Annotated in this window: 22 protein-coding genes and 1 other annotated feature; all 22 genes read left to right on the top strand. The window is 40.8% G+C overall.

Going from position 1 to position 22,717, the window contains the following annotated elements; genetic code table 11:
• The first annotated feature begins 29 nt into the window (after positions 1–29).
• The 22 genes from PaeCFBP13512_RS20595 to rpsG all read left to right on the top strand — a co-directional run bounded on the left by PaeCFBP13512_RS20595 (position 30) and on the right by rpsG (position 22,667).
• The gene (locus PaeCFBP13512_RS20595; RefSeq protein WP_137225656.1) at positions 30–1,022 is read left to right on the top strand and encodes a PIN/TRAM domain-containing protein; all 993 of its coding nucleotides are present in this window, start codon (positions 30–32) and stop codon (positions 1,020–1,022) included.
• 127 nt (positions 1,023–1,149) lie between these two features.
• Positions 1,150–1,845: a 2-C-methyl-D-erythritol 4-phosphate cytidylyltransferase gene (ispD, locus tag PaeCFBP13512_RS20590; RefSeq protein WP_069328330.1), complete on the top strand. Its 696-nt coding sequence runs from the start codon at positions 1,150–1,152 to the stop codon at positions 1,843–1,845.
• Positions 1,845–2,321: a 2-C-methyl-D-erythritol 2,4-cyclodiphosphate synthase gene (gene ispF / locus PaeCFBP13512_RS20585; RefSeq protein ID WP_069328331.1), complete on the top strand. Its 477-nt coding sequence runs from the start codon at positions 1,845–1,847 to the stop codon at positions 2,319–2,321. The genes ispD and ispF overlap by 1 nt, the downstream gene beginning before the upstream one ends.
• Before the next feature lie 42 nt (positions 2,322–2,363).
• On the top strand, positions 2,364–3,824 hold the full coding sequence (gltX, locus tag PaeCFBP13512_RS20580; RefSeq protein ID WP_137225654.1) for a glutamate--tRNA ligase: 1,461 nt from the start codon (positions 2,364–2,366) through the stop codon (positions 3,822–3,824).
• Positions 3,825–4,239: 415 nt separating this feature from the next.
• Positions 4,240–4,932, top strand: a complete 693-nt coding sequence (gene cysE / locus PaeCFBP13512_RS20575; RefSeq protein ID WP_241669445.1) for a serine O-acetyltransferase — start codon at positions 4,240–4,242, stop codon at positions 4,930–4,932.
• Between the two features lie 67 nt (positions 4,933–4,999).
• A complete protein-coding gene (gene cysS, locus PaeCFBP13512_RS20570; protein ID WP_069328334.1) occupies positions 5,000–6,397 on the top strand; it encodes a cysteine--tRNA ligase in 1,398 nt (465 codons plus the stop codon).
• A complete protein-coding gene (locus PaeCFBP13512_RS20565; protein ID WP_137225650.1) occupies positions 6,394–6,849 on the top strand; it encodes a Mini-ribonuclease 3 in 456 nt (151 codons plus the stop codon). Before cysS ends, PaeCFBP13512_RS20565 begins: the two co-directional genes overlap by 4 nt.
• A gap of 31 nt (positions 6,850–6,880) precedes the next feature.
• Positions 6,881–7,633, top strand: coding sequence for a 23S rRNA (guanosine(2251)-2'-O)-methyltransferase RlmB (gene rlmB, locus PaeCFBP13512_RS20560; protein WP_137225648.1), 753 nt, complete (start codon positions 6,881–6,883; stop codon positions 7,631–7,633).
• 5 nt (positions 7,634–7,638) lie between these two features.
• The gene (locus PaeCFBP13512_RS20555) at positions 7,639–8,163 is read left to right on the top strand and encodes an NYN domain-containing protein (RefSeq protein WP_069328337.1); all 525 of its coding nucleotides are present in this window, start codon (positions 7,639–7,641) and stop codon (positions 8,161–8,163) included.
• A gap of 185 nt (positions 8,164–8,348) precedes the next feature.
• Positions 8,349–8,993: an RNA polymerase sporulation sigma factor SigH gene (sigH, locus tag PaeCFBP13512_RS20550; RefSeq protein ID WP_069328338.1), complete on the top strand. Its 645-nt coding sequence runs from the start codon at positions 8,349–8,351 to the stop codon at positions 8,991–8,993.
• A 320-nt stretch (positions 8,994–9,313) separates the two neighbouring features.
• Positions 9,314–9,505 carry a preprotein translocase subunit SecE gene (gene secE, locus PaeCFBP13512_RS20545; RefSeq protein WP_069328339.1) on the top strand — a complete coding sequence of 64 codons (192 nt, stop codon included), beginning with the start codon at positions 9,314–9,316 and terminating at the stop codon, positions 9,503–9,505.
• A 22-nt stretch (positions 9,506–9,527) separates the two neighbouring features.
• On the top strand, positions 9,528–10,061 hold the full coding sequence (gene nusG / locus PaeCFBP13512_RS20540; RefSeq protein ID WP_069328340.1) for a transcription termination/antitermination protein NusG: 534 nt from the start codon (positions 9,528–9,530) through the stop codon (positions 10,059–10,061).
• A 174-nt stretch (positions 10,062–10,235) separates the two neighbouring features.
• On the top strand, positions 10,236–10,661 hold the full coding sequence (gene rplK, locus PaeCFBP13512_RS20535; RefSeq protein WP_069328341.1) for a 50S ribosomal protein L11: 426 nt from the start codon (positions 10,236–10,238) through the stop codon (positions 10,659–10,661).
• A gap of 95 nt (positions 10,662–10,756) precedes the next feature.
• Positions 10,757–11,449, top strand: coding sequence for a 50S ribosomal protein L1 (gene rplA / locus PaeCFBP13512_RS20530; RefSeq protein WP_069328342.1), 693 nt, complete (start codon positions 10,757–10,759; stop codon positions 11,447–11,449).
• A 76-nt stretch (positions 11,450–11,525) separates the two neighbouring features.
• Positions 11,526–11,690: a sequence feature (ribosomal protein L10 leader region), on the top strand.
• 72 nt (positions 11,691–11,762) lie between these two features.
• Positions 11,763–12,266, top strand: coding sequence for a 50S ribosomal protein L10 (rplJ, locus tag PaeCFBP13512_RS20525; protein ID WP_069328343.1), 504 nt, complete (start codon positions 11,763–11,765; stop codon positions 12,264–12,266).
• Between the two features lie 102 nt (positions 12,267–12,368).
• Entirely contained in the window at positions 12,369–12,731 is a 363-nt protein-coding gene (rplL, locus tag PaeCFBP13512_RS20520) for a 50S ribosomal protein L7/L12 (RefSeq protein ID WP_069328344.1), read from the top strand.
• 87 nt (positions 12,732–12,818) lie between these two features.
• Positions 12,819–13,415: a class I SAM-dependent methyltransferase gene (locus tag PaeCFBP13512_RS20515; RefSeq protein ID WP_137225646.1), complete on the top strand. Its 597-nt coding sequence runs from the start codon at positions 12,819–12,821 to the stop codon at positions 13,413–13,415.
• A gap of 368 nt (positions 13,416–13,783) precedes the next feature.
• Positions 13,784–17,332, top strand: a complete 3,549-nt coding sequence (gene rpoB / locus PaeCFBP13512_RS20510) for a DNA-directed RNA polymerase subunit beta (RefSeq protein WP_069328346.1) — start codon at positions 13,784–13,786, stop codon at positions 17,330–17,332.
• Between the two features lie 156 nt (positions 17,333–17,488).
• Entirely contained in the window at positions 17,489–21,103 is a 3,615-nt protein-coding gene (gene rpoC / locus PaeCFBP13512_RS20505; protein WP_069328347.1) for a DNA-directed RNA polymerase subunit beta', read from the top strand.
• A gap of 237 nt (positions 21,104–21,340) precedes the next feature.
• A complete protein-coding gene (locus PaeCFBP13512_RS20500) occupies positions 21,341–21,589 on the top strand; it encodes a ribosomal L7Ae/L30e/S12e/Gadd45 family protein (RefSeq protein ID WP_069328348.1) in 249 nt (82 codons plus the stop codon).
• Positions 21,590–21,727: 138 nt separating this feature from the next.
• Positions 21,728–22,147 carry a 30S ribosomal protein S12 gene (rpsL, locus tag PaeCFBP13512_RS20495; RefSeq protein ID WP_069328349.1) on the top strand — a complete coding sequence of 140 codons (420 nt, stop codon included), beginning with the start codon at positions 21,728–21,730 and terminating at the stop codon, positions 22,145–22,147.
• 49 nt (positions 22,148–22,196) lie between these two features.
• Positions 22,197–22,667 carry a 30S ribosomal protein S7 gene (gene rpsG, locus PaeCFBP13512_RS20490; RefSeq protein WP_069328350.1) on the top strand — a complete coding sequence of 157 codons (471 nt, stop codon included), beginning with the start codon at positions 22,197–22,199 and terminating at the stop codon, positions 22,665–22,667.
• The last annotated feature ends 50 nt before the right edge of the window (positions 22,668–22,717 follow it).

The raw sequence follows: 22,717 nt of genomic DNA, 5'->3' as shown, positions 1-22,717 counted from the left end.
AAAATAGATAATGTAAGGAGATTAAAAGCATGTGGCAACAATTAATAGGATCGCCCAAAGGATGGATTCAAGCACAAGAAGGTATGAATGAACTATGGATTAGTCTAGCATTTGTGATTGTAGTATTGACGGTAGCTGTACTGAGTGTACGTAAGCTCGTTTATTATGTGGAGTATACCAAGAATCATTTACTCACTGTACCTATTTCACTTGTGATGACAGGAACGATTGGACTGACGATAGGCTTGCTTGTGGGCTTACTGAGTTCATTTATTATGATATGGTTAGGGAGTATAGGAGAAATTATTAGAGCTATTTTGATGAGTATTTTTGGTTATGTTGGACTGCGAATAGGGCTTGCCAAAAGTCAGGATATTCTTTCATTTTGGAAAAGTGAATCTGTTGCTGTATCTCTACCCTCTACCGATTACAAAATGATCGACAGCAATATAGCGATCGATGGGCGTATTATAGAATTGTGTCAGGATCGATTTATCGAAGGCCCATTACTTGTACCAGATTTTATACTTCATGAATTACAACTTCTTGCCGATTCTTCAGATACATTACGTCGTCACCGTGGAAAACGAGGACTTGAAGTGATTACTCATTTGCAACAATTAGAATCTTTGGAAGTCGTTATAGAGAATACAAAGTATGAAGAAACAGAACATACAGACAACAAGTTAATTCGACTCGCTTTGGACAAGTCAGCTACGCTTATAACCAACGATAGTAATCTACAACAACTCGCTCAGCTACAGCATATCCATGTGTTGAATCTCCATACCCTTGCTTCGATTATGAAGCCTATTCTGCGTGCAGGACAAATCGTCCAAACAACCATTATGAAATCAGGCAAAGAAGCAGGGCAAGGTATCGCTTATCTAGAGGATGGGACAATGATCGTGGTAGAAGATAGCCAATCTTATATTGGGCGAGAGTGCGAAGTTATCGTGACCAGTGTGCTACAAACAGCGAATGGAAAAATGATTTTCGCTAAATTATATCGTACGGAATAAGCTACGATTCAAAGCCAATTCCTTTTAATTGTTGTGCTGTGCCTATAGAGGGGTATATTATTAAGGAATGGAGTTTGGCACTTTGATATCTATTAAAGGGCAGGACAGCAGGTTAAGGATGGGGATTATGGAAAATAAAGCAGGTGTTATTGTTGTTGCCGCGGGTAAAGGTTCACGGATGGGCACAACAGAGAGTAAGCAATATCTAAGACTGCAAAATAAGCCGATCCTGATACATACACTGGAAGTCTTTGAACATTCATCTATTATTGATGAAATTGTTATTGTAACAGGTAAAGACGATGTACAGCGTTGTGAGGATTGGATTACAGAGTATAAACTGACCAAAGTGAAGCAAGTGGTAGTTGGAGGCTATGATCGCCAAGAATCTGTTGCTCACGGTTTACAGTATATACACTCTAATTGGATCATGGTACATGATGGTGTACGCCCTTTTATAACACAGGATCAGATTATGGATTGTTATCACAGTGCAGTTACAGCCGGAGCATCTGTATTGGCTGTACCGGTTAAAGATACGATCAAACAAGTCGATCTACAAAAACATATCTTAAGTACACCAGATCGCAGTCAGTTATGGGCGATTCAGACACCGCAAACGTTTCGTACTGCTGACCTTCAACAAGCGCATCAACAAGCACTAGCTGAAGAGTTTCGTGGGACAGATGACTCCATGTTGATTGAACGTATGGGTGTGACTGTATCCGTAGTAGAAGGCAGTTATGAAAATATCAAAATCACGACACCGGATGATCTGGATTATGCATCTTATTTATTGCAACGTAGGGGAGAGAAAATATAATGATTCGTATTGGCCAAGGATTCGATGTACACCAGCTTGTAGAAGGAAGAGACTGCATTATCGGAGGCGTTACCCTTCCTTATGAAAAAGGATTGTTAGGTCATTCTGATGCAGACGTGCTACTACATGCGATTACAGATGCGGTATTAGGCGCACTAGCGATGGGAGATATCGGTAAACATTTTCCAGACACAGATCCTGAATTTAAAGATGCAGATAGCTTGAAATTGCTTAATCATGTATGGGCACTTATTCGTGAGCGTGGATATCGTCTAGGAAATATCGATGCAACGATTATTGCGCAAAAACCTAAAATGGCTCCTTATATTCCGCAAATGGTTGAAGTGATTGCTAAAGCATTAGAAGCTGAACTTGATCAGGTGAATGTAAAAGCAACGACTACAGAACAATTAGGATTTGCAGGCCGTGGAGAAGGTATTGCTGCACAAGCAGTGGTATGCTTAATTAAAGAGTAATAAGTGAGACTAACCGTAATACACTGAAGGAGGAAATAACAAATGACTAACGAAGTTCGAGTTCGATACGCACCAAGTCCAACAGGACATTTACACATCGGGAATGCACGTACAGCCTTATTTAACTATTTATTTGCTCGTAGTCAAGGGGGCAAATTCATTATAAGAATTGAAGATACAGATATCAAACGTAATATTGAAGGTGGCGAAGAAAGCCAGCTGACGTATTTGAAATGGTTAGGTATGAATTGGGATGAAAGTATCGATGTGGGCGGCCACTATGGTCCTTATCGTCAGACAGAACGTCTAGATATCTATCGTGAATACTGGCAAGACCTGCTTGATCGCGGTCTAGCTTACAAATGTTATTGCACAGAAGAAGAATTAGAGCAAGAACGTGAAGAGCAAATTGCACGTGGTGAAAATCCTCGATACTCAGGTAAACACCGTGATCTAACAGATGAGCAACGTGCTGCTTTTGAAGCAGAAGGTAGAGTAGCAAGTATCCGCTTCCGTGTACCGGAAAACAAAACATTTACATTCGATGATATCGTTAAAGGTGAAATCTCATTCACAACTGAAGATACAGGCGATTTTGTTATTGTCAAAAAAGACGGTATTCCTACGTATAACTTTGCGGTAGCGATTGATGATCATTTGATGAAAATCTCTCATGTACTACGTGGAGAAGATCATATTTCCAATACTCCTCGTCAATTGATGATCTATGAAGCATTGAACTGGGAAGCGCCGATTTTCGGACATATGACACTAATTGTGAATGAAAATCATAAAAAGTTAAGCAAACGTGATGAGTCGATTATTCAGTTTATTGAACAATATGACAATTTAGGTTATTTGCCAGAAGCGATGTTTAACTTTATTGCTTTGCTAGGCTGGTCTCCAGAAGGCGAAGAAGAAATCTTCTCTCGTGAAGAATTGACCAAAATCTTTGATGCTAAACGCTTATCGAAAAGTCCGGCTGTATTTGATACCCACAAATTGTCTCATTTGAATAATGTGTATATCAAAAATGCAGATACAGATCGTATTACAGCGTTGGCTGTTCCTCATTTGCAAAAAGCAGGACGTTTACCAGCGGAACTCAGTGAAGAACAACAACAATGGGCACACGATCTTGTAGCGTTGTATCAAGAGCAAATGACTTCTGCTTCTGATATTGTAGAATTATCTGAAGTGTTCTTCCGTACGCATTTGCAAATGGATCATGAATCGCAATTGATTATTGGTGAAGAACATGTAAGTACAGTGCTTAGTGCTTTACTTGAAAAAATCAAAGCTTCAGACGAATTCAGTCCTACTCGTGCAGCAGCATTGATTAAAGAAGTCCAAAAAGAAACAGGATTTAAAGGCAAGCAACTGTTTATGCCGATCCGTGTAGCGTTGACAGGTGAAATGCATGGACGTGATCTTAACCATACGATCTACCTTTTAGGACGCGATCGTGTTATTGAACGTCTAGCTTCACAAATAAAAGGCTAATTGGTGAACAGACTGTATTGTCTAATCGCATAGAGTTCGTTATAATGATGACCTGAGAATAATTGTTGTATACCTATAAATAGCGATGATCAGGAAAAGTAAAATGATATTGTGAATCCCAGAGACGATGATCGGATTAGATAAGAATATTATCTAATGTTGGCTGGAAATCATCTATTTACAAACATTTGAACATGCACCTGTGAGCTGTATATTTGAACCATTTCTGCCATCTTTTATCCGTATTGATTAAAAGATAGCAATTATGAAGTAAAATATACCGACCGTTCCTCGTTAAGGAACATGATAAGTAGAGTTATTTTATTTACGTATTCATCTTTTATAAGATGTAATCAATAAATAACTCAAGCAGAGTGGAACCGCGTCAATTCACGCCTCTGCAGCCTCTAAGGGGCTGTGGGGGCGTTTTTTTAATGAAGCGCAGGTTAAAAGGGGAAACGTAATGCTGAAAAATATGCGATCTGATATACAAGCTGTTTTTGATAATGATCCAGCCGCACGTAGCTGGTTTGAAGTGATTTTTACGTATTCCGGATTACACGCAATTTGGTGGCATCGGATAGCTCATGCTTTTTATCGTCGAGGTTGGTTTACAGTTGCACGAACTCTTTCACAATGTAGTCGGTTTATGACAGGGATCGAGATTCATCCAGGAGCTACGATTGGACAACGATTATTTATTGATCATGGTATGGGTGTCGTTATTGGAGAAACTTGTGAGATTGGTAATGATGTTCTGATTTATCAAGGGGTTACTTTGGGAGGAACAGGCAAAGAAAAAGGGAAACGTCATCCTACGATTGGGAATAATGTCGTGATTGGATCAGGAGCTAAGATTCTGGGTTCTTTCAAGGTAGGCGATCAAAGTAATATTGGTTCCAATTCAGTCGTTCTTCGCGAAGTTCCACCGGATAGTACAGTTGTCGGCATTCCTGGTAAAATTGTTCGACAAAATGGACAGCCTGCTGATCGCTTAAGACATCAAATGCCTGATCCAATAACAAGTAAACTCAATGAATTACAATCTGAGATCGATCAATTACGCAAACAATTAGCTACCTGTGAAGCAGAAATTAAAAAAGAGTAATGATTACCTGTTACTTTTAAACATATTCGATAAGTACTAGAGCAACATATACGAAAGGGATGACAGTATGGCATTGCAAATATATAACACGATGAGCCGTATGAAAGAAGAGTTTGTCAGTATGACGCCAGGAGAAATTAAAATGTATGTATGCGGACCTACCGTGTATGACTATATCCATATTGGTAATGCAAGACCGATGATCTTTTTCGATGTCGTTCGTAGTTATTTAGAAAATCAACAGTATAACGTAAATTATGTAGTTAACTTTACAGATGTAGATGATAAATTAATTCGCAAAGCTGAAGAATTAAATACAACAGTCGCTGATGTAGCAGAACGTTTTATTGCGGCTTACTTTGAGGACCTTGAAGGATTAGGGATTCGCCATGCAACAATGCATCCACGTGTAACAGAGAACATGGATATCATTTTGGAGTTTATCCAGAGTCTGGTAGATAAAGATTATGCTTATGCTAAAGAAGGCGATGTGTATTTCCGCACTCGCAAATTTGCAGACTATGGTAAGTTATCTCATCAGAAATTAGACGAATTACAATTTGGGATTCGTGTAGAAGTCGATAAGCGTAAAGAAAATCCAGAAGATTTCGTATTATGGAAAGCCGCTAAGCCAGGTGAAGTATCATGGGAAAGTCCTTGGGGAGCAGGTAGACCGGGTTGGCATATCGAGTGCTCTGCAATGGCACGTCATTACTTGGGAGATACGCTAGATATTCATGGAGGCGGACAAGATTTGCAGTTCCCGCATCATGAGTGCGAATGCGCTCAATCAGAAGCTGTTACAGGCAAGCCACTTTCTAATTACTGGATGCATAATGGATTTATTCGTATAGACGATGAGAAAATGTCCAAATCTTTAGGTAACGGTATTTTGGTTAAAGATTTGCGTAAAGCACACAAACCAGCAGCGATTCGTTACTTCATGTTATCTACGCATTACCGTAATCCATTGAACTACAATGCAGATACTATTCAACAAGCCGAAAATAGTGTAGACCGTATTGCGAATGCCGTAAATAATGTGAAGCATCGCCTTTCTGCTTCAGACCAAGCTTCACCTGTAGAAGAAAGCTTGAACCAACGCTTGACTGAGATTCGTCATCTGTTTCATGAGAAAATGCAAGATGATTTCAACACACCGGATGCAATCACAGCTATTTTTGAATGGGTGAATGAAGCTAATTTGTTGTTACAAAAAGAAGTTGTAGCCAAAGCTTCGCTTGAAGCATTGCTAGATTTGTTTGATGAAATGAATGAAGTACTTCGTATTTACTGGAAAGAGGAAGAATTGGTAGATGCAGATATTGATCAATTAATTACAGAGCGTGTAGAAGCTCGTCAAAATAAAAACTGGGCACGTGCTGATGAGATTCGTGATCTATTATCTGCGCAAGGGATCATGTTGGAGGATACTCCACAAGGCATGAGATGGCGCCGCAAATGAGTGAAGAATCGTTGAATCCCGCTCAACCTCAGAAAAGTAATAAAGGATGGTTCAATTTTGACCCTTCCAAGCCTGTAGAGCAACTTCCCCCACTGGCACTTGCCTATATGGGGGATGCTATTCATGAAGTAGCCATCAGACAGTATTTATTATCAGGTAAAAATTTGCGTCCCCATCATTTACATCGCTCTTCTACAAGCTTTGTATCTGCGGGTGCCCAAGCCAAAATCTTAGCTCATCTTGAACCATCGTTAACAGAAGCTGAAAGTAATGTAGTACGCCAAGGGCGAAATGCCAAATCGGGAACTATTCCTAAAAATGCAAGTGTGATTGATTATCGTTATGCGACAGCATGGGAGTGTCTTTTGGGTTATCTATATTATAAAGGTGAACATGCACGTATGGAGCAGTTAATCACTGAAGGAATCCGTCATTTGGAAAAACAGTCCTAACACGGATGATACAACATTAGGAGGAAACGGTATGGAAGAGGAATATATTGCAGGTAAGCATTCAGTAACAGAAGCTTTACGTGCTGGACGTAGTATCAATAAGATCTGGATTGCTGAAGGATCGCAGAAAAATCTAACACAACCAATTATGACAGAAGCCAAGAAAAAAGGAATCGTAGTGCAATTAGTAGACAAGCGTAAGCTGGATACACTTGTGCCTGATGTACAGCATCAAGGCGTTATCGCTCAAGCTGCTCCTTATGAATATGCAGAAGTTGAAGATCTTCTACAAGCTGCTCAAGCCAAAAACGAAGCTCCATTTTTGCTTTTGCTTGATGAAATCGAAGATCCTCATAATCTAGGTTCTATTCTACGTACAGCAGATTGTACAGGTGTACATGGAGTGATCGTACCGAAGCGTCGCTCTGCTTCAATCACAGCTACCGTATCCAAAACATCAGCAGGTGCTGTTGAATATGTTCCGGTTGCACGTGTGACGAATTTAGGACAAACGATAGATCGTTTGAAAGAGCAAGGTGTCTGGGTCGTGGGAACAGACGTAGATACAGACAGTAGCTTGTATGATGCTGAAGTATTTACAGGTCCAGTAGCGATTGTTATTGGAAATGAAGGCAAAGGTATGGGACGATTGATTCGTGAAAAATGCGATGTGTTGATCAAACTACCAATGCAAGGTCAAATTAATTCATTGAATGCTTCTGTTGCAGCAGGTGTTGTGATGTATGAAGTGCTGCGTCGTAGACAATCTTTAGGTCAAGGTTAAATGTGATGACCGATTTACGGGATGTTCTTCTAGTAGATGGCTACAACATGATCGGAGCTTGGCCTGAACTGGCTCAGCTTTCCGAAATCGGTTTAGAGGAAGCTCGCGATCGTTTATTAACCAGATTGGCTAACTATCAAGCTTTCTCAGATCGCCGAGTGATTGCTGTATTTGATGCGTACCGAGTAATCGGTCTAGGCAAATCTTTTAATCAAGGTAAAGTCGAAGTCTATTTTACAAAAGAAAAAGAAACAGCTGACGAAGCGATTGAGCGGTTTGTTCGTGAACTTGGACGCAAACGCAGACAAATTTATGTGGCGACTAGTGATATGACAGAGCAACACGTTATTTTTGGACAAGGTGCGCTCAGAGTGTCAGCAAGAGAGCTATTGATCGAAGTTCAGCTTAGTGAAAAAGAAGTAAAACAAAAAATTACAGACCATAAACAAAGTGGAGCACGTAATACGTTAGATGGTAAATTAAATTCAAAACAACGTGATCTGTTTGAAAAGTGGCGCAGAGGAGAGTGAGCTGTCAATCAAATGACAGCTTACTTACGAACCTGCGTTCTATTTAATGCTAAATATCAATAAATGTCATCAAATAAGCGGCAAATACGACATAAGTTGTTGACGATGTGAGGTTACATAATATATACTTGGGCTATATTTCATAGGGTAACGGAGACCTTGCGTTGCAACCGGAGGGATTGTTTGTGAGTGTCGACCTCAAAGATATGATGGTGTCACCGTACGATTACCAAAGTGATGAAGATCTTGTAGAAGCCGTCCGGCAAGGCGATTCTCAGGCACTAGAGTACTTAATTACTAAGTACAAAAATTTTGTGCGTGCGAAAGCCCGATCTTATTTTTTGATTGGTGCAGATCGCGAGGATATTGTGCAAGAAGGTATGATTGGTCTGTACAAGTCGATTCGTGACTTTAAAGGCGATAAGCTTTCTTCGTTCAAGGCCTTTGCTGAATTATGCATTACTCGTCAGATTATTACAGCTATTAAGACGGCAACACGGCAAAAGCATATTCCGCTCAATTCGTATGTGTCACTAGACAAACCGATCTATGATGAAGATTCTGATCGAACCCTGCTTGATGTCATTTGCGGTTCTCAGGTATCTGATCCCGAAGAGCTTGTCATTAACAAGGAAGAGTTCGTAGGATTGGAAGATAAGATGTCTGAGATTTTGAGCGATTTGGAACGTAAAGTTCTAATGCTCTATCTGGATGGTCGTTCGTATCAGGAAATTGCGGTTGATCTTTGTCGTCATGTCAAGTCTATTGATAATGCACTACAACGTGTCAAACGTAAACTGGAACGCTATCTCGAAGTACGTGATAATTGAATCCGGAAGCAATCAAGCAAAGACTCTTACTCTGGAGTCTTTTTTATTTGCTCAAGGGTGTATCAAAATAGTGACCCTATGGATGGAAAATATTTGTTAATCGTTGTGCTTTATTCGTTGACAGGGTTGGAACGCTATGATAAAGTGTTTTAGGTAGGCCTAATTTCGCCTGCTTTTTAATGTGTCAACCTTTGCTTTGCGGCAAAATGATTGCATTTAAAGCAAGTGTAACCACCCTGACCGCATGGGATGCGGAATGCACTAGTTCCAGAACTTGTGATTCTCATCATGTAACCAGATAGTCTTTTGGAGGTGTAGTCGTGGCACGAAGCTTCAAGTCTGTGTTTTCCTTTTTCTCCGAAAGCTGGGCTGAACTTAAAAAGGTTCGCTGGCCTAATCGTAAAGAGCTGACTAACTATACTCTTATCGTTATTGGTACGATTTTGTTTGTCGCCATTTATTTTTGGGTTCTAGACATCGGCATTTCCGCTGTGATCGAAGCGATAATTTAAGAAGGGTTCCAGGTGGCTTGATATGGAAAAAAGATGGTACGTCGTTCATACCTATTCAGGGTATGAGAACAAAGTCAAAGCCAATTTAGAAAAACGCGTTGAGTCTATGGGCATGGAAGACAAAATTTTCCGCGTTCTTGTTCCTATGGAAGAAGAAGTGGTAAACAAAGACGGTAAGAAAAAAACCGTTATGCGTAAAGTTTACCCCGGTTATGTTCTTGTCGAAATGGTTCAAACTGACGATTCTTGGTATGTTGTGCGTAATACTCCTGGTGTAACTGGCTTTGTCGGTTCAACAGGTGCTGGCTCTAAGCCAACCGCATTACTACCAGAAGAAGTAGAACAAATTCTCAAACACATGGGTATGGATGAGCCGAAGGAAACTATTGAATTCGACATCAATGAATCTGTACGCATTAAAGTAGGACCGTTTGCGAACTTTGTTGGCTCTGTGGAAGAAATTTTGGTTGAAAAGAGCAAGCTGAAAGTACATGTTAACATGTTCGGACGGGAAACCCCGCTTGAGCTAGATTATACTCAAGTGGAAAAGATATAGTAGGTTTCTAGGATGACACGGGGAATCATTGATGATCTCGTATCACAATGGCTCCTGACCAGTGCTTCCAGTTTTACCGCACTTATATGATCATTTCGATTTTCGTATAATGCGGCGTTTTGCGTGGGAGGGCAGCAATGTCCGTCTACCACTATTCGCAAGGAGGTGTTTTACATGGCTAAAAAGGTAATCAAAATGGTGAAACTGCAAATTCCAGCGGGTAAAGCGAATCCGGCTCCTCCAGTAGGTCCGGCATTGGGTCAAGCAGGTGTCAACATCATGGCATTCTGTAAAGAATTCAACGCTCGTACAGCTGATCAAGCAGGTTTGATCATTCCGGTTGAAATCACAGTGTTTGAAGATCGTTCTTTCACTTTCATCACTAAAACTCCACCGGCTGCAGTTCTTTTGAAAGTTGCTGCTAAGATCGAAAAAGGATCTGGCGAACCTAATAAGAAAAAAGTTGCAGTTGTTAAACGTTCCGCAGTTCGTGAAATTGCAGAACAAAAAATGCCTGACTTGAATGCAGCGTCCGTAGAAGCGGCGATGTTGATGGTTGAAGGTACAGCACGTAGCATGGGTATCACGATCGAAGACTAATTCACTCTTGTAGTGAATAGTCTCAGTACTGAGTTCGTATGAATTCAGTAATTGTGGGAGGAATATCCGCTAATACCACAAAGGAGGAATATAAAATGGCTAAACACGGTAAAAAATATTTAGAAGCTGTTAAGCTTATTGATAGCGAAGCAACTTACGAGCCTTCAGAAGCTGTTGATCTAGTGAAAAAGGCATCTACTGCAAAATTCGATGAAACTGTTGAAGCAGCAGTACGTTTGGGCGTAGACCCACGTAAACAAGACCAAGCTGTTCGTGGTGTAGTTGTATTGCCACACGGTACTGGTAAAACTCAACGTGTCTTGGTATTCGCTAAAGGAGAAAAAGCAAAAGAAGCAGAAGCTGCTGGAGCTGATTTCGTAGGCGATCAAGATATGATTAACAAAATCCAACAAGGATGGTTCGAATTTGATGTCTGCGTAGCTACGCCTGACATGATGAGCGAAGTTGGTAAATTGGGTCGTTTGCTTGGTGGTAAAGGTCTTATGCCTAACCCTAAAGCCGGCACAGTAACTTTCGACGTTACCAAAGCTGTTCAAGAAATCAAAGCTGGTAAAATCGAATACCGTCTAGACAAAGCAGGACAAATTCACGCTCCTATCGGTAAAGTATCTTTCTCTGCTGAGCAATTAAACGAGAACCTTAAAGCTCTTGTTGAAGCTCTTAACCGCGCTAAACCAGCTGCGGCTAAAGGTATCTACCTTAAAAACATTGCGATTTCTTCGACAATGGGACCAAGCGCACGCGTAAACGCTTCTATCTACAAATAATTAGTTGTTGACAATAGTCAATATACTTGATATTATGTAAAAGTTGTGAATATGCTTGAACTTTGTACTTGCATTTACATTTGAATATGTTTAACCGTAGACAGTAGGTGCTGTAACAGGCTTAATTTCCTACCGAGGTGTTATGATAGAATACCGGATACTTGAGAGCGCAGATTAGTCTGCGTCTCGGTTCCGCTCAATCAAGCCTTCGTCATTCTGCGGGGGCTTTTTTTAATGTCCGTGTAGGAAAGTCTTTTCTTCTGACTTCTACGGAAACAGAGAAAAGCTAGAATACGATCAGGAGGTGTCCAATTTGGCAAACGCAAAAGTAATCCATGCAAAACAAGAAGCGGTAGAAGTTGTTGCAGCAAAATTGCGCGAAAGCACAACTACTGTTGTAGCTGACTATCGTGGTCTAAACGTAGCTCAAATTACAGAATTACGTAAGCAATTACGTGAAGCTGGAGTTGAGTTCCAAGTATTGAAAAATACATTGGTTCGTCGTGCTACTGAATCTGCTGATCTTGCTGGTTTGAATGAAATTCTTACCGGTCCTACTGCTATTGCTTTCAGTAAAGATGATGCAATTGCTCCAGCTAAAATTTTGAATGACTTCGCTAAGAAAAACGAAGCTCTTCAATTAAAAGGTGGAGTGGTTGAAGGACGTATTGTTGGAGCTGAAGAAATCAAAGCGTTGGCAGAATTGCCATCACGCGAAGGTTTGTTGTCTATGCTTCTCAGCGTGCTTCAAGCACCAATGCGCGGTTTTGCACTGGCTGTCAAAGCTGTTGCAGAAAAAGAAGAGCAAAGCGCGTAAGCTTTTTGCTCAACCGTTACATCTGTTTAACAGATATAACGATGGCTGTGTGATCAGCTAAAATCGATTTAAAAATAAAACCATTATATGGAGGGTTTACAAATGAGTAACGAACAAATCCTTGAAGCCATCAAAGGCATGACAGTTCTTGAATTAAACGATCTTGTAAAAGCAATTGAAGAAGAATTCGGCGTAACTGCTGCTGCTCCTGTAGCTGCTGCTGGTACTGGTGGCGGCGAAGCTGCTGCTGAGCAAACAGAATTCGAAGTTATCTTGACTTCTGCTGGCGGATCTAAAATCAACGTAATCAAAGCAGTACGCGAAATCACTGGTCTTGGCTTGAAAGAAGCTAAAGAAGTAGTAGACAACGCTCCTAAAGCAATCAAAGAAAACGTTGCTAAAGAAGAAGCTGATTCTATCAAAGAAAAATTAGAAGCAGCTGGCGCATCTGTAGAAGTAAAATAAGAGGTTTCCTCTTATTTTCGGCAAACCCCTTGAATTCGTTCAAGGGGTTTGTTTTGTAGATCAGCTTGAAAAGAGGGAGCGGAGAATATGGGAGACCATTATTATTCCAATCAGCCAGGAGCGGCACACGATCGGCGAGTCCTGGAAGCAACCTTGCGAGGTAAAGTATTTCGTTTTACAAGCGATGCCGGTGTTTTTTCCAAAACAGGCATTGACTATGGAAGCCGGGTCTTAATTGAAGCAATAGATATTGCTGAGAATGCTCATGTGTTAGATGTAGGTTGTGGTTATGGACCTATGGGGCTATCTGCGGCTTATCTTGCGACTAAAGGTCATGTAACAATGGTTGATGTGAACGAAAGAGCTGTTCAGTTAGCAAAAGAAAATGCTAAATTGAATGGGCTCAGTAACGTAACTATTTTGGAAAGTGATTTGTTTAGTGCAGTCAAAGGAAAGATGTTTGATGTGATTCTGACAAATCCACCTATTCGTGCAGGTAAATCGACAGTTCACACTATTTTTGAAGAGGCAGCAGAGCATTTGCATAAAGGTGGTACACTGTGGATTGTGATTCAGAAGAAACAGGGCGCTCCTTCAGCCAAAGCAAAATTGGAAGAATTGTTTGATACTGTAGAGGAAGTAACGAAAGATAAAGGCTATCGGATTTTCAAAGCTACTAAATAAAAGTTGCTTTAGGATCATTGACTCGAAGTTCTGAACATGGTATGATTACAAAATGTCAGTATTAAGATGCCCTTCTTGGCTTTAGTTTTCTGAAATAATCATGAAAATTAGTCATCCATGAAGGTGTTTAATATTGTCTATAATCGTATATTAAGGGGTATTTCGGTCAATTTCAGCCGTAATACAGCATTCAAATGTGTAATCACATTCGTTGGTAGTTGATGCTGCTCTTTTTTCGAAAGTATTCGATAAGGGCTTTTCTCTATTTTATGGATGTGAACTTCTATGTATGCACCTATTATACGTGATCCAAACAGTAGTTCGCAATGAAATTTTTAAGCGAGTAGACATTAAGGGGTGAGTTTAAGTTGGCAGGACATCTTGTTCAATATGGTCGACGCACTCGGCGAAGTTATGCACGAATTAACGAAGTTCTTGAAGTACCTAACCTGATCGAAATCCAACAGAAATCATATCAGTGGTTTTTGGAAGAAGGTTTGCGCGAAATGTTTCACGATATCTCGCCAATCCAAGATTTTACAGGCAATTTGGTTCTCGAGTTCATCGATTACAGCCTTGGTGAGCCGAAATATACAGTAGACGACGCAAAAGAGCGTGACGTTACTTATTCTGCTCCACTTCGGGTAAAAGTCCGTCTTATCAACAGAGAAACAGGTGAAGTCAAAGAGCAGGAAGTATTTATGGGTGATTTCCCGTTGATGACGGAAACCGGTACCTTTGTTATTAATGGTGCAGAACGGGTTATTGTCAGCCAGTTGGTTCGCTCTCCCAGCGTCTATTTCAGCACTAAAGTCGATAAGAATGGTAAAACATCATATACTGCTACAGTTATTCCTAACCGTGGCGCATGGCTTGAACTTGAAATGGATGCTAAGGATATCATTTATGTTCGTATTGACCGTACTCGTAAGATTCCAGTTACAGTACTATTGCGTGCACTTGGATTCGGTACAGATGCTGAAATCCTAGACCTACTTGGTAACGATGAATATATCCGCAATACTTTAGATAAAGATAACACGGATTCTACAGACAAAGCGCTGATTGAAATTTATGAGCGTCTTCGTCCAGGTGAACCACCAACTCTCGACAATGCGAAGAGCTTGTTAGTAGCGCGTTTCTTTGATCCAAAACGCTATGATCTTGCAAACGTAGGTCGTTACAAAATCAACAAAAAACTCCATATCAAAAACCGTCTTTTCAACCAACGTTTGGCTGAGACGCTAATTGATACGGATACTGGTGAAATTATTGCTGAAGCTGGACAAATGGTAGACCGTCGTCTTTTAGACGAAATTATGCCGTATTTGGAAGGCGATTTGAATCATAAAACATATCACGTAGCTGGCGGCGTATTGGATGATAATGATATCCCAATGCAAAGCATCAATGTATTCTCTCCAATCGAAGATGGTAAAGTTGTGACTTTGATTGCGAACGGAATTATTGATAAAACAGTTAAAAATATTACTCCAGCTGACATTATCGCTTCAATCAGTTATTTCTTGAACTTGTTGAACGGTATTGGCGATACAGATGATATCGATCACTTGGGTAACCGTCGTTTGCGCTCTGTAGGTGAACTTTTACAAAACCAATTCCGTATCGGTTTGTCCCGTATGGAACGTGTTGTTCGTGAAAGAATGTCTATTCAAGATGCTAACGTCATTACACCACAAGCTTTGATCAATATACGTCCTGTTATTGCATCGATTAAAGAGTTCTTCGGTAGCTCCCAGCTTTCACAGTTTATGGACCAAACGAACCCATTGGGTGAATTGACGCACAAACGTCGTTTATCTGCTTTGGGACCCGGCGGTTTGACTCGTGAACGCGCAGGCTTTGAAGTTCGTGACGTCCATCACAGTCATTATGGCCGTATGTGTCCGATCGAGACTCCAGAGGGACCGAATATCGGTTTGATTAACTCCTTGTCTACATTTGCACGTATCAATGAGTATGGCTTTATTGAAGCTCCATACCGTCGTGTAGATCCTAAGACAAATCGTGTTACAGATCAAATTGATTATTTGACTGCTGATGAAGAAGATAACTATGTTGTTGCTCAGGCGAATGCAGCGTTGAATGAAGACGGATCTTTCACTGACGAAATGGTTATCGTTCGTTATAACAAACAAGCGGATAACATTTTACCAATGCCAAATGAACGTGTTGATTATATGGACGTATCCCCTAAACAGGTTGTGTCTGTAGCAACAGCATTGATTCCTTTCTTGGAAAATGATGACTCCAACCGTGCATTGATGGGTTCTAACATGCAGCGTCAGGCTGTTCCTTTGCTTATTCCTAAAGCACCACTTGTTGGTACTGGTATGGAGCATAAAGCAGCAAAAGATTCAGGCGTTTGTATCGTAAGTAAACATGACGGAATCGTTGAACGTTCTACTGCTAACGAGATTACAGTACGTCGTATTGAACTCGTAGATGGCAAAGAAGTAAAAGGCGATCTTGTTAAACATAAATTACACAAATTTATGAGATCGAATCAGGGAACTTGTATTAATCAACGTCCTATCGTTAAAACAGGCGATTACGTTCAAAAAGGAGATATCCTTGCTGACGGTCCTTCGACTGAGATGGGCGAGATTGCTTTAGGACGTAATGTAGTCGTTGCCTTCATGACTTGGGAAGGTTACAACTATGAAGATGCGATCCTATTGAGTGAAAAACTTGTTAAAGAGGATGTATACACTTCGATTCATATCGAGGAATACGAATCTGAAGCTCGTGACACTAAACTTGGACCTGAAGAAATCACACGTGATATTCCTAACGTTGGTGAAGAAGCACTCAAAAATCTTGACGAACGCGGAATTATTCGTATCGGTGCTGAAATTGCTGCTGGTGATATTCTTGTTGGTAAAGTAACACCTAAAGGTGTAACTGAACTAACTGCTGAAGAACGCCTTCTGCACGCTATCTTTGGTGAAAAAGCTCGTGAAGTTCGTGACACTAGTCTTCGTGTACCGCATGGTACTGATGGTATTGTTGTGGACGTCAAAGTATTCACTAGAGAAAATGGCGATGAATTGCCACCAGGTGTTAATCACTTGGTACGTGCATATATTGCGCAAAAACGTAAAATCTCTGAAGGCGATAAAATGGCGGGACGACATGGTAACAAAGGTGTTGTAGCACGTATTTTGCCGGAAGAAGATATGCCGTTTATGCCTGATGGTACTCCAGTACAAGTTGTATTGAATCCACTAGGTGTACCTTCCCGTATGAACATTGGTCAGATTCTTGAAGTCCATTTAGGTATGGCTTCTATGAAACTTGGTATTCATGTTGCTACACCAGTATTTGATGGAGCAAAAGAGTATGATGTATTTGATACGATGGAAGAAGCAGGTATGCAACGTAACGGTAAAACGATCCTTTATGATGGTAGAACCGGTGAAGAATTTGAACGTGAAGTAACTGTTGGTGTCATGCATATGATTAAGTTGGCACACATGGTTGATGATAAAATCCATGCTCGTTCTACAGGTCCTTACTCTTTGGTTACGCAACAGCCGTTGGGTGGTAAAGCTCAATTTGGTGGACAGCGTTTCGGGGAGATGGAAGTATGGGCACTTGAAGCTTATGGTGCTGCTTACACCCTACAAGAAATCCTTACAGTCAAATCCGATGATGTCGTTGGTCGTGTGAAAACATACGAATCCATCGTTAAAGGCGAGAATGTTCCTGAACCAGGTGTTCCTGAGTCATTCAAAGTTCTAATCAAAGAATTGCAAAGTTTGGGTATGGACGTCAAAATTCTCAATGAAAATGAGAATGAGATCGAAATGCGAGAATTGGATGATGAAGAAGAGGCGAGCACGAACGATAAGCTCAGTCTTAATCTAGAAGGTTCTGAAGTCGGAGCCGAGTAACTATTGCCACTACACATTCCCTATGTGATCTAACAATGAAGATAGACCGGAGATTTATCCCGGTCTATCCCTTATTGATGAGAGGGTATATGGGAATTCATACAGTTTTTGATAAGAATGACAATAAACAGGATTTGGCCTTAGGAGGGGTGTCTTTTGATAGACGTTAACAATTTCGAATTTATGAAAATTGGGCTAGCTTCCCCAGACAAAATTCGTTCTTGGTCCCGCGGAGAAGTTAAAAAACCGGAGACAATCAACTATCGTACGCTTAAACCAGAGAAAGACGGGTTGTTCTGTGAACGTATTTTTGGACCAACCAAAGACTGGGAATGCCACTGCGGTAAATACAAACGTGTACGTTACAAAGGCGTAGTCTGCGATCGTTGCGGCGTTGAAGTAACACGCGCTAAAGTACGTCGCGAACGTATGGGACACATTGAGCTTGCAGCTCCTGTATCTCACATTTGGTATTTCAAAGGTATTCCAAGCCGTATGGGTCTAGCACTTGATATGTCTCCACGTTCTTTGGAAGAAGTAATCTACTTCGCATCTTATGTTGTAACAGATCCAGGTGAGACGCCACTGGAGAAAAAACAACTTTTATCTGAAAAAGAATACCGTAGCTACCGTGAAAAATACGGTCATGGTTTCCATGCAGGTATGGGTGCAGAAGCGATTAAACGATTGCTTCAAGACCTTGATATTGATAAAGAACTAGAATTTTTACGTGAAGAGCTACGTACAGCTCAAGGTCAACGTCGTAATCGTGCGATCAAACGCCTTGAAGTTATCGAAGCATTCCGTAACTCTGGTAACTTCCCTGATTGGATGATCATGGATGTATTGCCAGTTATCCCTCCAGAACTTCGTCCGATGGTACAGTTGGATGGTGGACGTTTTGCGACGTCTGACTTGAATGATTTGTATCGTCGTGTAATTAACCGTAACAACCGTCTTAAACGTCTATTGGATCTAGGTGCACCTGACATTATCGTACAAAATGAGAAACGTATGCTTCAAGAAGCTGTCGATGCTCTTATTGATAATGGTCGTCGTGGTCGCCCAGTTACAGGACCAGGTAACCGTCCATTGAAATCTCTTAGTCATATGCTAAAAGGTAAACAAGGACGTTTCCGTCAGAACTTACTAGGTAAACGTGTCGATTATTCTGGTCGTTCGGTTATCGTTGTAGGTCCTTACTTGAAAATGTACCAATGTGGTCTTCCAAAAGAGATGGCACTAGAGTTATTCAAACCTTTCGTTATGAAAGAATTGGTTAACAAAGGTCTTGCTCATAATATCAAGAGCGCAAAACGCAAAGTAGAACGTGTAAGTCCAGAAGTATGGGATGTACTTGAAGAAGTTATTAAAGAACATCCAGTTCTTCTAAACCGTGCACCTACTCTGCATAGACTTGGTATTCAAGCATTTGAACCTATTTTGGTTGAAGGACGCGCAATTCGTCTTCACCCACTCGTATGTACAGCATATAATGCTGACTTTGATGGTGACCAAATGGCGGTTCACGTTCCATTGTCTGCTGAAGCGCAAGCGGAAGCACGTATCTTGATGCTTGCATCTGGTAACATTTTGAACCCTAAAGATGGTAAACCAGTTGTTACTCCTTCACAGGATATGGTCTTGGGCTCATTCTATCTAACTATGGATAATGATGAAGCTAAAGGTTCAGGTATGATTTTACGTACAGTGAACGAAGCAGTATCGGGTTACCAACGTGGCGTTGCTTCATTGCATGCTCGTGTAGCGATCCCTGTTAAAGCTTTGAACAAAACAAGCTTTACAGAGAAGCAACAAACAGGAATGATGGTAACAACTATCGGACGAATTATCTTTAACGAGATTTTCCCTGAATCATTCCCTTACATTAATGAGCCAACTCGTCGTAACTTGTTCCAAGGTACACCGGATCATTACTTTATCTATGATAAAGGTGTGAATATCCGTGAATTTATTAGTAGTGTTCCTCAAACAGGCGCTATCGGTAAAGAGTATTTAGGTTCAATTATCGCTCGTTGTTTTGAAATCTACCATACAACATTAACATCTATTATTTTGGATAAAATCAAGCAACTTGGATTCACTTATTCTACGCGTGCAGGTATTACTGTTGGTGTATCTGACGTTATTGTTCCTGTTGAAAAACAAGGAATCTTGGATGAGTCTGATAAAAAAGTTGCTGTTATTACGAATCAATACCGTCGTGGTTTGATTACGAATGAAGAGCGTTATGATCGTGTTATTGAGATCTGGTCTCGTACGAAGGATGATATTACTGAAGTCCTTATGAAATCAATGGATCGCTATAACTCTATTATGCTTATGGTTGACTCCAAAGCTCGTGGTAACAAATCGCAGATCACTCAGCTTGGTGGTATGCGCGGTCTGATGGCGAATCCATCGGGTCGTATCATCGAACTTCCAATTAAATCGAATTTCCGTGAAGGTCTGACAGTATTAGAATACTTCCTTTCTACTCACGGAGCGCGTAAAGGTTTGGCGGATACAGCACTTCGTACTGCTGACTCAGGTTACCTAACTCGTCGTCTAGTTGACGTAGCACAAGATGTAATCGTACGTGAAGAAGATTGTGGAACAGATAAAGGTTTCACTGTAAGCCGTATTCAAGATGGCAAAGAAGTTATCGAAGATCTTTATGATCGTTTAGAAGGTCGTTATTGCTTCGAAACTGTTCGTCATCCAAAAACAGGTGAGATTCTTGCTCGTCGTAACGAATTGCTAGATTCGGATAAAGCTGAAGCGATCGTTGAAGCTGGAGTTGAAAAACTTCAAATCCGTTCAGTATTAAGTTGTCGTGCAAAACACGGAGTATGTAAAACATGTTACGGTCGTAACCTTGCTACTGGTAAACACGTTGAGATTGGTGAAGCAGTTGGTATTATTGCAGCACAATCTATCGGTGAACCAGGAACACAGCTTACAATGCGTACGTTCCATACTGGTGGTGTTGCAGGGGACGATATTACTCAAGGTTTGCCGCGTATTCAAGAGCTTTTCGAAGCGCGTAATCCTAAAGGTCAAGCAATCATCAGTGAAATTGATGGTGTGGTTAAAGAAATCCGTGAAACTAAAGACCGTCGTGAAATCGAGGTTGAAGGTGAAGCAGAGACTAAAGTTTACCCTGTAACTTACGGTTCCCGCCTAAGAGTTAAAGAAGGTATGGAAATCGAAGCTGGGGATGAACTAACAGATGGTTCGATTGACCCTAAAGAAATGCTACGTATCAAAGGTATCCGTGGCGTACAGAACTATATCCTGCAAGAAGTACAACGTGTATATCGTAACCAGGGTGTAGAAATCAATGATAAGCACGTTGAAGTTATGATCAGACAGATGTTACGTAAAATCCGTATCATCGATGCTGGTGAAACAACATTGTTGCCAGGTTCATTTGTTGATATGTACGAATATGAGAATGCGAACAGAGTGGCAATCATGGCTGACAAAGAGCCAGCAGTTGCTAAACCAGTATTGCTTGGTATTACTAAAGCATCTCTGGAAACTGATTCCTTCTTGTCTGCGGCATCCTTCCAGGAAACAACTCGTGTCCTGACAGATGCAGCAATCAAAGGTAAAGTCGATAAATTACTTGGTCTTAAAGAGAACGTTATTATCGGTAAGTTGATTCCAGCTGGTACAGGGATGAACCGTTATCGTAGCGTTAAATTTGAAGATGCAGAAAAGTTTGAAGCCAAGAAACCTGGTCTTGAAACGGTAACTGTTGAGTAATTTGTTAATCTCGTTATAATGTAATCTTATATTGCTCATAAATAAGCGGCTGAACTGAACAACAGTTGATGTTATTCAGTTCTAGCTGCTGTTTAATGGGTGAAGTCAAAGAAATATAATGATTATTTATGAAATAGAATTATAGTTATCTATTGACAGTATCCTTTAGCTAATGGTACTATAGCAAAGGTGCGTGAATAGCATGCTGATCCCTGATCTTTTGGAGGAAATCGGAAGATGACTAATGACAAAGGATTAAAGGATGCCCGGATCAAAGTAGGCACAAAGCAGACAATGCGGATGGTCGAGACGGGTCAAGCTGAAGAAGTCTATGTTGCGCAGGATGCGGAAAATCATCTCATCTCGAAAATCGTTCAATTATGCTCGACTCATTCTGTTAAGATCACATATGTGGATACAATGAAAGAATTGGGCAAAGCTTGCGGAATCGAAGTGGGAACTGCTATGGCCGTTGTCCTTAAATAATGCAATCAGGAATGTTTTTGCTGGTCGTGAGTGGCAGGCAAGGACTTTTCATTTGTTCTTTTATGAACCACCTGGGTCTGTGGACTTAAGATATGGTTTATATTGGAACTACAAATATGGGAAGGGGGTGGCAACACAATGCCAACTATTAATCAATTAGTCCGTAAAGGACGTCAAGCTAAAATTGAGAAATCAAAATCACCTGCACTTCAAAAAGGGTATAATGCTTTGAAACGTCAAGAGACGAACATTAGCGCTCCACAAAAACGTGGTGTATGTACTCGTGTAGGTACTATGACTCCAAAAAAACCGAACTCCGCACTTCGTAAGTATGCTCGTGTTCGTTTAACGAACCGTATCGAGGTTACTGCTTACATTCCAGGTATCGGTCATAACCTTCAAGAACACAGCGTGGTACTTATCCGCGGTGGACGGGTTAAAGATTTACCAGGGGTTCGTTATCATATCGTTCGTGGTGCTTTGGATACAGCAGGCGTAAACAATCGTATGCAATCACGTTCTAAATACGGTACAAAACGTCCGAAAGAAAAAAAATAATCCAGTAGCGCAGATCACTGCGCTTTATATCTAAGGAAGGGGGATAACCATGCCAAGAAAAGGTCCAGTAATGAAAAGAGACGTATTGCCAGATCCTATGTATAACAGCAAGTTGGTTACACGTTTGATCAACCGCATTATGGTCGACGGAAAACGTGGGGTTGCTCAAAGCATCCTTTACAATTCTTTTAAATTGATTCAAGAACGTACAGGTAACGATCCTATGGAAGTATTTGAGGCGGCAATCAAGAACATTATGCCGGTCCTCGAAGTTAAAGCTCGCCGTGTAGGTGGCGCTAACTATCAAGTTCCGATCGAAGTTAAACCTGAAAGACGTACTACATTGGGACTTCGTTGGTTAGTGAATTATTCACGTAGCCGCGGAGAGAAAACAATGGAAGAACGTTTAGCAGCTGAAATCATTGATGCTTCTAACAATACAGGCGCAGCAGTGAAAAAACGCGAAGATACACACAAAATGGCTGAAGCGAATAAAGCATTCGCTCACTACCGCTGGTAGGATCAAAGCCTTTATTTCAAAAATTGATATTTTTGAAGGGAGCACCCATT

Origin of the sequence: Paenibacillus sp. CFBP13512 (assembly GCF_005233705.1) — a bacterium.
GTDB classification, from domain to species: domain Bacteria; phylum Bacillota; class Bacilli; order Paenibacillales; family Paenibacillaceae; genus Saccharibacillus; species Saccharibacillus nuruki.
This window is presented reverse-complemented; position numbering and strand designations above follow the sequence as displayed.

Bases quoted from the DNA above. Each gene is read 5' to 3' on its own strand.
- PaeCFBP13512_RS20595 (WP_137225656.1), top strand. From the start codon at position 30: ATGTGGCAACAATTAATAGGATCGCCCAAAGGATGGATTCAAGCACAA.
- ispD (WP_069328330.1), top strand. From the start codon at position 1,150: ATGGAAAATAAAGCAGGTGTTATTGTTGTTGCCGCGGGTAAAGGTTCA.
- ispF (WP_069328331.1), top strand. From the start codon at position 1,845: ATGATTCGTATTGGCCAAGGATTCGATGTACACCAGCTTGTAGAAGGA.
- gltX (WP_137225654.1), top strand. From the start codon at position 2,364: ATGACTAACGAAGTTCGAGTTCGATACGCACCAAGTCCAACAGGACAT.
- cysS (WP_069328334.1), top strand. From the start codon at position 5,000: ATGGCATTGCAAATATATAACACGATGAGCCGTATGAAAGAAGAGTTT.
- PaeCFBP13512_RS20565 (WP_137225650.1), top strand. From the start codon at position 6,394: ATGAGTGAAGAATCGTTGAATCCCGCTCAACCTCAGAAAAGTAATAAA.
- rlmB (WP_137225648.1), top strand. From the start codon at position 6,881: ATGGAAGAGGAATATATTGCAGGTAAGCATTCAGTAACAGAAGCTTTA.
- PaeCFBP13512_RS20555 (WP_069328337.1), top strand. From the start codon at position 7,639: ATGACCGATTTACGGGATGTTCTTCTAGTAGATGGCTACAACATGATC.
- nusG (WP_069328340.1), top strand. From the start codon at position 9,528: ATGGAAAAAAGATGGTACGTCGTTCATACCTATTCAGGGTATGAGAAC.
- rplK (WP_069328341.1), top strand. From the start codon at position 10,236: ATGGCTAAAAAGGTAATCAAAATGGTGAAACTGCAAATTCCAGCGGGT.
- rplA (WP_069328342.1), top strand. From the start codon at position 10,757: ATGGCTAAACACGGTAAAAAATATTTAGAAGCTGTTAAGCTTATTGAT.
- rplL (WP_069328344.1), top strand. From the start codon at position 12,369: ATGAGTAACGAACAAATCCTTGAAGCCATCAAAGGCATGACAGTTCTT.
- PaeCFBP13512_RS20515 (WP_137225646.1), top strand. From the start codon at position 12,819: ATGGGAGACCATTATTATTCCAATCAGCCAGGAGCGGCACACGATCGG.
- PaeCFBP13512_RS20500 (WP_069328348.1), top strand. From the start codon at position 21,341: ATGACTAATGACAAAGGATTAAAGGATGCCCGGATCAAAGTAGGCACA.
- rpsL (WP_069328349.1), top strand. From the start codon at position 21,728: ATGCCAACTATTAATCAATTAGTCCGTAAAGGACGTCAAGCTAAAATT.
- rpsG (WP_069328350.1), top strand. From the start codon at position 22,197: ATGCCAAGAAAAGGTCCAGTAATGAAAAGAGACGTATTGCCAGATCCT.